The following is a 14,375-nucleotide window of genomic DNA, read 5'->3' as shown; positions in this document are numbered from 1 at the left end:
GCGACATGCAGCTCACCCAGCGCCGACACCAGCGTGTGCGCCTGCGGACGGTTACGCCGCTGCGCCGCCACCAGCACCGCATCCGTGGACTCGACGCTCTGGGCCGCCATCGCGGTCAGCACCGCGTCGGGTCCCACCTCCAGGAAGGTCCGCACTCCCCGGGACTCGGCATCCCGTACCGCGTCGGCGAACCGGACCGGCTTGCGGACCTGGTCCACCCAGTAGGCGGGGTCCGTGAGGTCGGCGATTTGGCCGGTCACCGTGGAGACGACCGGGATCTGCGGTTCCTGGTAGGTGACCTGCCCGGCCACGACCGCGAAGTCCTCCAGCATCGGCTCCATCAGGACCGAGTGGAAGGCGTGGGAGACAGCGAGCTTCGATACCCGGCGGCCCAGCTTCTCGAACTCGGCCTGGACGTGTTCCACGGCCGAGGCGACTCCGGAGATGACGACGGCCTGCGGGCCGTTGACGGCCGCCAGTGACACCCCCTCCGACAGCCACGGTTCGACTTCAACCTCGCTGGCCTGAATCGCGACCATGACTCCACCGGAGGGCAACTCCTGCATCAACCGACCACGCGCCACCACCAGCCGCGCCGCATCAGCCAACGAGAACACCCCGGCCACGTGCGCGGCCGCCAACTCACCGATCGAGTGACCCACCAGAACGTCCGGCCGTACCCCCCACGCGCCCAGCAGCCGGAACAACGCCACCTCGAACGCGAACAACGCAGGCTGAGCGAACCCCGTCCCGTTCAACCGCTCGGCGTCCGCACCCCACATCACCTCACGCAGGCTCACACCCAGCAACAGGTCGATCTCGGCCGCCACCGCGTCGAACGCCTCCGCGAACACCGGGAAACCCTCATACAGCTCCCGGCCCATACCCAGCCGCTGCGCACCCTGACCGGTGAACAGCACCCCCAGCTTGCCGGGCCGGGCCGCCGCACCCTCGCCGCTCTGAGACAGGGCGGCCAGAGCGGCCAGCAGCTCCTCGCGGTCGGCGCCCACCACCACCGCGCGGTGGTTCCAGGTCGCGCGGCCGGTCGCCAGCGAGTAACCGACGTCGAGCACGTCGCCGACCGGGCCGGGGCCTTCGGAGGCTTCGCCGGTGGCCCGCACGTGTGCCAGCAACCGCTCGGCCTGCGCGCGCAACGCCCCGGCCGTCTTGGCCGACAGCACCCACGGCACCACCGGCAGGGACGCGGCCGCCGCCGGGGTCGCCGCGGAATCCCCGGCCTCCGGCTCGTCGGCCCCCTGCTCGGGTGCCTGCTCCAGCACCACGTGCGCGTTGGTGCCGCTGACGCCGAACGACGAGACCCCGGCCCGGCGCGGACGGCCCTCAACCGGCCAATCACGGGCCTCGGACAGCAACTCCACCCGCCCGGCCGACCAGTCGACGTGGGTGGACGGCCTGTCCACGTGCAGAGTGCGCGGCAGCAGGCCGTGCCGCATGGCCATGACCATCTTGATGACGCCGCTCACGCCCGCGGCGGCCTGCGCGTGCCCGATGTTCGACTTGATCGAGCCCAGCCACAGCGGACGGTCGGCCGCGCGCCCCTGGCCGTAGGTCGCCAGCAGCGCCTGCGCCTCGATGGGGTCACCGAGCGTGGTGCCCGTGCCGTGGCCCTCGACGGCGTCGACCTCCGCCCCGGTGACGCCCGCGTTCACGAGCGCCTCGCGGATCACCCGCTGCTGCGCCGTGCCGTTCGGCGCGGTCAGCCCGTGCGAGGCGCCGTCGGAGTTGACGGCGCTCCCGCGCACCACGGCCAGCACCGGGTGGCCGTTGCGCCGCGCGTCCGAGAGGCGTTCGAGCAGCAGGACGCCGGCGCCCTCGGCCCATCCGGTGCCGTCCGCGCCGTCGGCGAACGCCTTGCAGCGGCCGTCCGGGGCGAGGCCGCGCTGCTTGCTGAACGCGACGAAGGGCGACGGCGTGCACATCACCATCACCCCGCCCGCGAGGGCCAGCGTGCACTCCCGCTTGCGCAGCGCCTGCGCGGCCAGGTGCATCGCCACCAGGGACGACGAACACGCCGTGTCGACCGTGACGGCGGGCCCCTCCAGGCCCAGCGTGTACGCGACGCGGCCGGAGATCACCGCGGCGGCGGTCGCGGTGGTCATGTACGCCTCGGCGACCTCCGGCGCGGCGCCCAGCAGGTGGACGTAGTCCTGGATGCCGGAGCCGGCGAACACGCCGACCGGCTTGCCGCGCAGCGCCTCCGGGCGGATGCCGGCGCGCTCGACGGCCTCCCAGCAGATCTCCAGGAGCAGCCGCTGCTGCGGGTCCATCGCGAGGGCCTCGCGCGGGCTGATCCCGAAGAACGCGGGGTCGAAGTCGGCCGCGCCGGTCAGGAAGCCGCCCTCGTCGACGTAGCTGGTGCCGGTGGCGCCGCCCGCGTCGCCGCGCAGGCGGTCGAGGTCCCAGCCTCGGTCGTCCGGGAAGCGGGAGACGGCGTCGCGGCCCTCGGCGACCAGCCGCCACAGGTCCTCCGGTGACCGCACCCCGCCGGGGTAGCGGCAGCTCATCGCGACGATGGCGATCGGCTCTTGGTCGGCGTTCTCCACTTCCTGGAGCCTGCGGCGGGTCTGGTGCAGGTCCGCGGTGACCCGCTTGAGGTAGTCGAGCAGCTTCTCGTCGTTGGCCATCTGTAGTCCCACCAAGTCCTTGTGTCGGGTCGCGTGGTCGCTCAGGCGAGGCCGAGTTCTCTGTCGATGAAGGCGAAGACGTCGTCGGCGGACGCGGTTTCGAGCCGGGCGCCGACGTCCGGGCCGTCGGCGGCGCCGATGGTCTCGGTGAGCCGGGTCAGCATGCTCTGCAGGCGGGTGGCGATCCTGGTGCGTTCGATCTCGTCGACGGGCATGTCCGCCACGGCCTGCTCCAGGCGGTCGAGCTGGGCGGGCACCGGGAGAAGTGCGTCGTCGTCCTGGCACAGCTCCGACCGCAGGTACGCGGCGAGCGCGTCGGGCGTCGGGTGGTCGAAGACCATGCTCGTGGGCAGGGTGCGGCCCGTCGCGGTGCCGAGCCTGGTGCGCAGGTCGACCGCCGCCACCGAGTCGAACCCCAGGTCGCCGAAGGCCCGTTCGGGCTGGACGCCGGCCGGTCCGTCGTGGCCGAGCAGCGCCGCGACATGCGAGCGCACCAGGTCGAGCAGGGTGGCGTGCTGGTCCGCCGCGGTCATCCCCGCCAGGCGCGAGACCAGGCCGGAGCCGCCGCCGGCGGGTTCGGGGCCGCCGTCGAGCGCGGCACGCGCCTCGGGCAGGGCGTCGAGCAGCGGGCGGGGGCGGGCGAGCACGTAGGTGGGGGCGAAGCGGGCCCAGTCGAACTCGGCGACCACCGGGTGTGCGTCGCCGCCCGCCAGGACGCGGCGCAGCGCGCCGATGGCGAGCGCCGGGCGCATCGCCGGGGCGCCGATGCGGCGCAGGGCGGCGCTGAGCTCGGCGTCCACCATGCCGCCGTCCCACGATCCCCACGCGACCGAGGTCGCGGCGAGGCCCCGGGCGCGCCGCCGCCGCGCCAGCCCGTCGAGGAAGGCGTTGGCCGCGCCGTACGCGGCCTGGCCCGCGCTTCCCCAGACGGCGGCGCCGGAGGAGAACAGCACGAACGCGTCCAGTTCGGCGTGGCCCAGCAGGTCGTCGAGGTGCCGGGCGCCGAGGACCTTGGCGGCGGCCACCTCGGCGACCTCGGCCAGGGTGAGCTCACCGCAGGTGGCGGGCCGCTGGGCTAGGCCCGCCGCGTGCACCACGGCGGTGAGCGGGACGTCGCCCGGCAGGCCGTCCAGCAGGGCGCGCACCGACGCGTGGTCCGCGACGTCGCAGGCTTCGACGAGCACCTCGGCGCCCTGGGCGCTCAGCTCCCGCACCAGTTCGGCGGCGCCCGGCGCCGCCGCGCCCCGGCGGCTGGTCAGCACGAGACGGCGCGCCCCGTCCGCCGCCAGCATCCGCGCGACGTGCGCCCCGAGCCCACCGGTGCCCCCGGTGACCAGCACAGTGCCACGCGCCCGCCACCCCCCGCCCGCTGTGGACCCGTCCGGGCGGGTCGCCGGGGACGCGTCCACCCCGCCCGCCCGGGACGCGGCCGGCCTGGTCGCCGGGGACCCGTCCGGCGCGGTCACCGGGGACGCGTCCGGCTTGGTCGCCGTGGCTCCCTCCGGCGTGATCGCCGGGGACGCCTCCGGCCTGGTCGCCATGGCTCCCTCCGGCGTGATCGCCGGGGACGCCTCCGGCCTGGTCGCCATGGCTCCCTCCGGCGCGGTCACCGGGGACGCGGCGGGCCTGGTCTTCGGGGACGTGGCCGGGCGGGTCAGCCGGCGGGCGAAGACGCCTGCGGGGCGGATCGCCACCTGGTCCTCGCCGGTCTGGCCGGTCAGGACGGCGCGGAGGCGTCCGGCGATGCGCTCGTCCACGTCCGGGGGGAGGTCGACGAGACCGCCCCAGGTCGCCGGGTGGTCGAGGGCCAGGCCGGCGCCCAGTCCCCACACGGCGGTCTGCCACGGGCTGACGGGGCCGGTGTCGGCGTCGGTGGCGACCGCGCCGCTGGTGAGGCACCACAGCGGGGCGGTCCAGCCGCGGTCGGCGAGGGCCTGGACGAGCGTGACCGTGTCGGCCAGGCCGCGGGAGAGCGCGGGGTGCGATGGATGCGGCCGCTCGTCCAGCGCCAGCAGGGAGAGCACGCCGACGGGAGCCTCACCCGCCTGGCCGTCCAGCCGCCCGGCGCCGTCGAGGTCGGCGGCCCACGCGGGCGGCCCGCCCGCCGGGGGGTCGCCGGCCAGCAGCTCCGCCATGGCCGACCGGTCGGCGCCGCCCGCGTCCAGCACGAGCACCCGCGTGCCGCTCGCGGCGAGCGCCTCGGTGATCGCGGTGGCCTGCTTGCCGCCGTCCGACGGCAGCAGCACGAGCCAGTGGCCCGGGGCCGGCGCCTGAGGCGAGCCGGCGTCGGCGACGGGGGCCCAGGTGAGCCGGTAGCAGACATCGTCGATCTCGGCCTCTTCGCGCTGCCGGACGCGCCAGGCCGACAGCGCCGGCACCACGGGGGCCAGCACGGCGGGGTCCAGGCCCAGCCGTTCGGCGAGCGAGGCGGTGTCGACCCGCTCGATCGCGTCCCAGAACACCGACTCGTCACGTCCAGCGGCGACGGGCACGGCGGCCGGGCCCGGGTCCACGGCCCAGTAGTGCCTGCGCTGGAACGCGAACGTCGGCAGGTCCACGGCCTGTGCGCCGCTGCCGGCGAAGAACGCGCGCCAGTCGACCGCCACCCCGCGTACGTGGGCGGTGGACAGGGCCGTCACCAGCTCGCGCCGCTCGCTCCGGCCGGCCCGCAGCACGGCCGCGAATGCGGCGCCGGACCCGGTGGGCAGGCAGTCGGCGCCCATGGGGGTGAGGGCGGCGTCCGGGCCCAGCTCCAGGAACGTGCGCACGCCCTTGGCCTCAAGCACGCGGACGGCGTCGTGGAAGCGGACGGTCTGGCGTACGTGCCGCCCCCAGTAGTCCGGTGTGCGCAGGTCACCGGCCTCTGCCAGGTCGCCGGTGACGGTGGAGACGATGGGGATCCGGGGTTCGTGGTAAGAGATCCGCTCGGCGACGGCGCGGAACTCGGCGAGCATGGGCTCCATCAGGGGAGAGTGGAAGGCGTGGGACACGGCCAGCCGCCGGGTCCTGCGGCCCAGGGCCGCGAAGTGCGCCACGATGTCGCCCACCGCGTCTTCCTCGCCGCTGACGACGACCGCGCGGGGCCCGTTGTGCGCGGCGACGCCGACCCGGGCGGTGAGCAGCGGCGCGACCTCCTCGGCCCCGGCTTCCACGGCGGCCATGGCGCCGCCGGGCGGCAGCGCCTGCATCAGCCTGCCGCGCGCGGCGACCAGCCGGGCGGCGTCCTCCAGGGAGAGCACACCGGCGACGTGCGCGGCGGCCAGCTCCCCGATGGAGTGCCCGGCGAGGTGGTCCGGGCGCACGCCCCAGGAGTCGAGCAGCCGGAACAGCGCGACCTCGACGGCGAACAGGGCGGGCTGCGCGTACTCGGTGCGGTCGAGCCGCTCCCGGTCCGTGCCCCACATGACCTCGCGCAGCGGCGCGTCCAGGTGGGGTCCGAACGCCTGGAGCACCTCGTCGAAGGCCTCGGCGAACGCCGCGTACGCCGCGTGCGCCTCTCGTCCCATGCCGAGACGCTGCGCGCCCTGGCCGGTGAACAGGTAGGCGGTCAGCGCGTCCGGGGTGGCCGTCCCGGTGACGATCCCGCTCGCCGGCGCCCCTTCGGCGAGGGCCCGCAGTCCACGTACCAGCTCGTCCCGGTCCGCCGCCAGGATCGTCGCCCGGTGCTCCAGCGCGGCGCGCGTCGTGGCCAGCGAGAAGCCCAGGTCGAGAAGCCCGCCCGCCGGATCCCCGGCGACATGGTCGGCAACCCTGCCCGCCTGCGCGGCCAACGCGGCGGCACTGTGCGCCGACACGGCAACCGGCACCACCCCGCCCGCCGGGTCCCCGGCGACGTGCTCGGCAACCCTGCCCGCCTGCGCGGCCAGCGCGGCATCGCCGTGCGCCGACACGGCAACCGGCACCACCCCGCCCGCCTCGGTACCGCTTAGCCGCTCGGGGGCCGGGTGCGGCGCGGGGGCGGGTCCCTCCTCGGCCGGGGCCTGTTCGACGATGACGTGGGCGTTGGTGCCGCTGAGGCCGAAGGACGAGATGGCCGCGCGCCGGGGGCGGCCGTGGTCGGGCCAGGGGGTGGGGTCGGTCAGCAGCCTGACGGCGCCGGCGGACCAGTCGACCATCGGGCTGGGGGCGTCGACGTGCAGGGTGCGCGGCAGGACGCCGTGCCGCATGGCCTGCACCATCTTGATCAGGCCGCCTATGCCGGCCGCGGCCTGGGCGTGGCCGATGTTGGACTTGAAGGAGCCCAGCCACAGCGCCTGTCCGGCGGGCCGCTCCCGGCCGTAGGTGGCGATCAGCGCCTGGGCCTCGATCGGGTCGCCGAGAACGGTTCCGGTGCCGTGCGCCTCCACCACGTCGACCTCGGCGGCCGAGACCTGCGCGGCGGCCAGCGCCTGGCGGATCACCCGTTGCTGGGCCGGGCCGTTGGGGGCCGTCAGCCCGTTGGACGCGCCGTCGGAGTTGACCGCCGATCCGCGCACGACGGCCAGCACCGGGTGGCCGAGGCGCCGCGCCTCGGACAGGCGCTCGACCAGCACCATGCCCGCGCCTTCTGACCAGGTGGTGCCGTCCGCCGCCGCGGCGAACGACTTGCACCGGCCGTCCGGGGCCAGGCCGCGGTCCTGACTGAAACCCACGAACGAGTCCGGCGTGCCCATCACCGTGATGCCGCCGGCGAGGGCGGCCGAGCACTCGCCCGAGCGGACCGCCTGGACCGCCAGGTGGAGCGCGACGAGCGAGGACGAGCACGCGGTGTCCACCGTGACGGCGGGCCCTTCAAGGCCGAGCACGTAGGCGATCCGCCCCGACGCGACGCTGGCCAGCCCGCCGGTCCCGCCGCCGCCCGGGTAGTCGTGGTAGACGACCCCGGCGAACACGCCCGTGCGGCTGCCCTTGAGCGAGGCCGGGTCGATGCGGGCGCGCTCGACGGCCTCCCAGGCCAGCTCCAGCAGCAGCCGCTGCTGCGGGTCGGTGTCCCGCGCCTCGCGCGGGCTGATCTTGAAGAACTCGGCGTCGAACTCGGCGGCGTCGTGCAGGAACCCGCCTTCGCGGCAGTAGGTCCTGCCCGGCGTGGCCGGCTCGGGGTCGTACAGGCCGTCGACGTCCCAGCCTCGGTCGGAGGGGAACATCGTGATCGCGTCGGTGCCCGCGGCGACCAGTTCCCACAGTTCCTCAGGCGAGCGCACGCCGCCGGGGAAGCGGCAGCTCATGGAGACGATGGCCACCGGTTCGTGCGGGCGAGCCTCCGCCTCGCGCAACCTACGCCTGGTCTGCTGCAGCTCGACGGTGGCCCGCCTGAGGTAGTCCCGGAGCTTGTCGTCACCGCTCATTGAAACCTCAACCAATCTCGAAGCGGTCGCGGGTCTAGGAGATGCCGAGCTCGCTGTCGAGCACGTCGAACAGCTCCTCATCGGTGGCCGTGTCCAGGCCGGTGTGCTGCGGCGTGCCGGAGACCGGGTCGCCGTGAGCGTCGTGCCAGCCGCGCAGGATCGCCTCCAGCCGGGCGACCACCGCTTCGGCGCCGGACCGGCCGGACTCAGCGCGGCCTCCGGGCTCGCCGCCATGCCCGGCGAACGTGGCGAGGGCGGCCTCGAACCGGTCGAGGTCGGCTTGCATGGCCGCGGCCGGGTCACCGCCCCCGGGTGCGATCCGCTCGCCGAGCATGGCGGCGGCGGCGCGGGGGGTGGGGTGGTCGAAGACCAGCGTGGCCGGCACCTCCAGCCCGGTGGCGGCGGCGAGCCGGTCGCGGAGCTGGGTGGCGGCCAGCGAGTCGAACCCGAGGTCCTGAAACGCCCGGTCGGCCTCGACGTCCGCCGCGGACGCGTGCCCCAGCACGGCGGCGGCGTGCGTGCGCACCAGGTCGAGCAGGGCCCGCAGCCGCTCGTCCGGGGCGAGCGCGCCGAGCTTCGCCTGAAGCCCGGCAGCGTCCCCGGCCACACGACCGAGCTCCCGCAACCGCTCCCGCCCCACGGCATCGGCGGTACCGCCCGTGCCCAGGGTGCGCAGCAGGACCGGCGCCCCGGCGGGAAGACCTCGCGGGCCGCCCCGATCCAGCCGCAGGCCGAGAACAGCGGGGACGCCCAGGCGCAGCGCCCCATCCAGCAGCCCCGGCACCTCCCCGACCGCCACGGCCCGGAGCCCGCTCACCCCCACGCCACGGCCACGGTCGACGGCCAGGCCACCATCGGGCGCGCGACCGGGGTCGCCGCCGGAGCCCCTCTCACCATGACGGGCACCGTCACTGTCACCATGACCACCACCGCTAAGGCCACGGCCGCCGTCGCCACCGTTCTCACGGCCACGAGCGCCATCACCACCGTTCTCACGGTCACGGGCGTGGTCGCCATCGCCGCCTGGCTCGCGGTCGGCGCCTGGCTCGCGGTCGTCGTACGGGCCGAGTGCCAGGCACACCGCCGGCAGGCCGAGTTCGGTGCGCCGGGTGGCCACCTCGATCAGGGCGGCGCCGACCGCTGCCTGCACGGCCTGTCCCGCGCCGGGCAGCACGGCGGCCGAGGACACGACCAGGATGAAGGCGGCGAGGTCGTGGGAGCGGGTCAGCTCGTCGAGCATCCGCGCGGGCTCCACCGCCGCGCGCAGGGCCGTGCCGAGTTCGGCGTCGTCGAGCCGCGCCAGCGGCGTCGGGCGGGCGCCCGGGGCCACGTGCAGGACCGCCTTGAGCGGGTGCTCGGCCGGGAGGGCGTTCAGGGCGGCGGAGACGGCGTCGGGATCCGCCGGATCGGCGGGGACGGCGCGCACGTCGACGTCCAGCCCGTCCAGTTCCCGGGCGGGCTCCCGCCCTCCCAGGATCAGCAGCCGCCGAGCGCCGTAGGCGGTCACCAGGTGACGCAGGAACATCCCACCGTCCCCCGTGACCAGCACCGTCCCATCGGAGAGGTCCGGCAGGGGCCCGGCGGAGCTCGTCGAAGCGAACCCGCCGTCCGTCGCCTTGGCCAGGCGAGGTGACATCAACACGTCGCCGCGCAGGGCGACCTCGGGCTCGCCCGTCGCGAGGGCGGCGTGGATCCGTGCGGGCTCGGGCTCCGCGTCGGCGTGCACGAGCACGAACCGGCCCGGATGTTCGGCCTGCGCGGCTCGCATCAGCGCCGCCACCGTGGCGTCAGGGGTGACGACGACCAGCCGCTCTTCCCGCTCATCCCCGCCCAGCAGGTCGTGGATCTCCTTCAGCACCCTCGCCCGGTCACCGGGCTCGGGAGCCCAGAGGTATCCGGCGGGCTCGGGCGCCCAGAGGTATCCGGCGGGCTCGTCGTCGTCCGTGACGGACGGCGGGGCCGTGACCGATGGCGCGTCCGTGACGGCCGGCGGGGCCGAGACGGGCAGCGGGGCCGAGACGGGCAGCGGGGCCGAGACGGGCAGCGGGGCCGAGACGGGCGCCCAGTCGAGCCGCAGCAGCTCGGCGGGATCGGCGAGGTGCTCGGCGGGCACTGGCCTGTGGGTGACCGACTCCACGGTGAGCACCGGAGCGCCGGCCGGGTCGGTGACGGTCAGCGCGGCACCGCCGTCCGGGGCGGGCCGGACGCTTATCCGCAGGGCGGTGGCGCCGGTGGCGTGCACGACGACCCCCCGCCAGGTGGCGGGCAGCAGCGGATGCTCTCCCGGCCCGGTGACCAGCGCCAGTTGCAGCACGGGATGCAGCAGCGCGGGGTGGAGCACGAACCGGCCGTCGCCGTCTTCGCCGACGGCGACCGCGACCTCCGCGAACAGCTCGTCACCGAGCCGCCAGGCGGCGACCAGACTCCGCAGCGCCGGCCCGTGGTCATGACCGCGAGCCAGCATCGTGGCGTCCGCGTCCGCAAGGTCGATCGGTTCGGCACCCGCCGGAGGCCACACGGCCGGAGTCCTCACGTCCGACGACGCCTTGGAAGCGGTGCGAGCGGCGGAGGCTGTGGAAACTGGGGCGGTGGCGAGGACGCCCGTGGCGTGGCGTGACCACGGCCCGTCGGCCGGGGCGCGGGTGTAGATGGCCAGGGCGCGGGTCTCGTCCTGGGCGGGTGGCTCGATCACGATGCGCAGGGCGACGTCGCCCGCCTCGGGAAGCACGACGGGGTACTCGGCCGTAAGCTCGCGCAGGACCGTGGTGGCCGTGTGACCGGCGGCCAGCAAGGCGAGATCTACCAGGCACGCGCCGGGAAGCACCGGCGTGCCGAACACGGTGTGGTCTCGGAGCCACGGCTGCCGCCGGGGTGAAAGCCTGCCCGTCAGGACGAGGTCGGCGTCCGGCGGAGCCGGCACGCGGGCGGCGACGATCGGGTGGCTGACGGGGTCGATACCGGCGTCCGCCACGTCCCCGCCCGTCACCGGACCGGCCCAGTAGCGTTCGCGCTGGAAGGCGTAGGTGGGCAGGTCGGCCTTCCCGGCTCCGGTGCCCGCGAAGAACGCCCGCCAGTCGACGTGAACCCCGGCCGTGTGCAGCTGGCCCAGCGCGGAGACCAGCGTGTGCGCCTGGGGACGGTTACGCCGCTGCGCCGCCACCAGCACGACCCGATCGGCCCCCTGCGTACCCTGCGCCACCGCCTGACTCGACTCCAGGCACTGGGCGGCCATGCCGGTGAGCACCGCGTCCGGACCGACCTCGACCAGCCGGGTCACACCTTGGGCGTGAACATGCCGCACGGCGTCGGCGAACCTGACCGGCCTGCGCACCTGCTCCACCCAGTAGGCCGGGTCCGTCAGATCGGCGACCTGACCGGTCACCGTGGAGACGACGGGGATCTGCGGTTCCTGGTAGGTGACCTGTGCGGCCACGGCGGCGAAGTCGTCCAGCATCGGCTCCATGAGCGCCGAGTGGAAGGCGTGCGAGACCGCCAGCTTCGACACCCGGCGGCCCAGTGCCTCGAACTCGGCTTGGACTCGCTCGACGGCGTCGGCCACCCCGGAGACGACGACGGCCTGCGGGCCGTTGACCGCCGCAAGCGACACCCCCTCCGACAACCACGGGGTGATCTCCTGCTCGGTCGCCTGGATCGCGACCATGACTCCGCCGGAGGGCAACTCCTGCATCAACCGGCCACGCGCCACCACAAGACGCGCCGCATCGGACAGTGAGAACACCCCGGCGACATGCGCCGCCGCCAGCTCACCGATGGAATGACCCACCAGAACGTCAGGACGCACACCCCAGGCCTGGAGCAGCCGGAACACTGCCACCTCGAACGCGAACAACGCCGGCTGAGCGAACCCCGTCGCATTCAACCGCTCGGTGTCCTGCTCAACGCTGTGGGACCCGTCCTGCTGGTCAGTCTGCTCCCGGTAGTGCTCGTCGGTCTGCTCCTGGTCGTGGGTCCGGCCCCACATCACCTCACGCAGGCTCACACCCAGCAACGGGTCAATCTCGGCCGCCACCGCGTCGAACGCCTCGGCGAACACCGGGAAGCCCTCATACAGCTCCCGGCCCATGCCCAGGCGCTGCGCACCCTGACCGGTGAACAGCACCCCCAGCTTGCCCGGACGCGCCGCTATACCGGTGGCCACTCCGGTGCCGTCTTGGGACAGGGCGGCCAGACCGGCCAGCAACTCCTCACGGTCCGCGCCCACCACCACCGCGCGGTGATCGAACCTCGCGCGGCCGATCGCGAGTGAATGGCCCACATCCAGGACGTGGCCTGCCGGGCCGCCACTCTCGCCGCGATCGCTCCCACCGCCGACGCGCTCGGCGCCCGCACTCTCGGGGACGACGCCGTCCGCGCCGCCCTCGGCGGCCCGCAGGTGCGCCAGGAGACGGCCGGCCTGCGCACGCAGCGCCCCGGCCGTCTTGCCGGACAGCACCCACGGGACCACCGGCAACGAGACCACCGGTGTTCCGGTGCCGCGCCGGGGACGATCCCCGGCCACGGCCTCGAAGGCGGCGTCAGGCGCATCGGGCCCGGCTTCGGCACCGGTCGGGGCGACGGTCGCGGGTTCGGAGGCCTGTTCGACGATCACGTGGGCGTTCGTGCCGCTGATCCCGAACGACGACACCCCCGCCCGGCGCGGACGGCCCTCGACCGGCCAGGCGCGGGCCTCGGTCAGCAGCTCGACGGCGCCCTCGGACCAGTCCACCTGCGGCGAAGGCGCGTCCACGTGCAACGTACGCGGCAACACCCCGTGCCGCATCGCCATCACCATCTTGATCACACCAGCCACACCCGCAGCCGCCTGCGTATGACCCATGTTCGACTTGATCGACCCCAACCACAGCGGACGACCACCCCCACGCCCCTGGCCGTAGGTCGCCAGCAGCGCCTGCGCCTCGATCGGATCCCCCAACGTGGTCCCCGTACCGTGCGCCTCCACCACGTCAACCTCAGAAACCGACACCCCGGCGTTCACCAACGCCGCACGAATCACCCGCTGCTGAGACGGACCATTCGGCGCCGTCAACCCATTGGACGCACCGTCCTGATTGACGGCGGAGCCACGCACCACCGCCAGCACCGGATGACCAAGACGACGAGCATCAGAAAGCCGCTCCAACAGCAGGACGCCCGCGCCCTCGGCGCAGGTCATGCCGTCTGCCGACGCGGCGAACGACTTGGTGCGGCCGTTCGCCGCGATGCCCCGCTGGGTACTGAAGTAGACGAACATGTCGGGGGTCGGCATCACGGTGACGCCTCCGGCCAGCGCCAGGGAGCACTCCCCGGAGCGCAGAGCCTGGGCCGCCAGGTGCAACGCCACCAGCGACGACGAACACGCCGTGTCCACGGTCACCGCCGGGCCCTCCAGCCCCAGCGTGTAGGCCACGCGGCCGGTGACCACGCTGCCCGCGCTGGTGCTTCCGGGGTCGCGGCCGAGGGCGTAGTCGTGGTACATCACCCCGGCGAACACGCCGGTCGCGCTGCCCTCCAGCGTCGTCGGGTCGATGCCCGCGCGCTCGACGGCCTCCCACGACGTCTCCAGGAGCAGCCGCTGCTGCGGGTCCATGTTCCGGGCCTCGTTCGGGCTGATCCCGAAAAAGCCGGGGTCGAACTCCGCCGCGTCCCGCAGGAACCCGCCCTCGCGGGTGTAGGTCCGGCCAGGCCTTCCCGGCTCGGGGTCGTAGAGGCTCTGGTCCCAGCCGCGGTCCCCGGGGAACCGGGAGATCGCGTCCACTTCCCCGGCGACCAGGCGCCACAGGTCCTCCGGGGAGGACACCCCGCCCGGGTAGCGGCACGCCATCCCGACGATCGCGATCGGCTCGTCGGGGTGACCGGCGGCGGCCCTGCGTTCGGCCTCGGCGAGTCGCCGGCGAGCGGTTCGCAGATCGGCAGTGGCTCTTTTCAGGTATTCGAGAAGCCGCTGCTCGTTGCTCACCGACGCGCTCCATTCTGGTCGAGGAATCTGGTCGAGGAATCTGGTCGAGGAATCTGGTCGAGGAATCTGGTCGAGGAACCGGTGCGAACCGCCCGTTGACGCGGTCGCCGTTTCGGGCAGGTCTCCCGTGGGCTTCGAATCGGTCCGAACGCTACTGAGCACCCCAGAGGCCACCAACCCTTAACGTCCCCTGTCGCCCCCCGTCACCCCTAGCGCCGTCCGCCGGCAGTGGGGCAGGCAGCCGAAAGCGCCCGCTGACCAGGGCGGACGGCGAGAGGCGTGGGGGGGGGGGGGGGGGGGGGGGGGGGGGGGGGGGGGGGGCGCGGCGGGGGGGGGGGGGGGGGGGGGGGGGGGGGGGGGGGGGGGGGGGGGGGGGGGGTGTGGGGGGGGGTGGGGGGGGGGGGGGGGGGGGGGGGGGGGGGGGGGGGGGGGGGGGGAGCGGTGCTGGCG

Annotated in this window: 3 protein-coding genes; all 3 read right to left on the bottom strand. The window is 74.8% G+C overall.

All coding sequences use genetic code 11. From position 1 onward, the window contains the following. The coding region (locus PYR91_RS36060; protein ID WP_279787467.1) for a type I polyketide synthase at window positions 1-2,657 on the bottom strand (2,657 nt) is incomplete at its 3' end. A gap of 29 nt (window positions 2,658-2,686) precedes the next feature. After that, window positions 2,687-7,969: a type I polyketide synthase gene (locus PYR91_RS36055; RefSeq protein ID WP_279787465.1), complete on the bottom strand. Its 5,283-nt coding sequence runs from the start codon at window positions 7,967-7,969 to the stop codon at window positions 2,687-2,689. 34 nt (window positions 7,970-8,003) lie between these two features. Next, entirely contained in the window at window positions 8,004-13,925 is a 5,922-nt protein-coding gene (locus PYR91_RS36050; RefSeq protein ID WP_279787463.1) for a type I polyketide synthase, read from the bottom strand. Window positions 13,926-14,375: the final 450 nt, after the last annotated feature.

The organism is Sphaerisporangium sp. TRM90804, from assembly GCF_029846175.1.
GTDB lineage: Bacteria > Actinomycetota > Actinomycetes > Streptosporangiales > Streptosporangiaceae > Sphaerisporangium.
Note: the sequence above shows the minus strand (reverse complement) of the source record. Positions and strands in the feature narration are given on the sequence as shown.

What these genes read in the sequence shown, in the direction of transcription:
- PYR91_RS36055 (WP_279787465.1), bottom strand. Translation starts at nt 7,969, where the DNA reads ATGAGCGGTGACGACAAGCTCCGGGACTACCTCAGGCGGGCCACCGTC.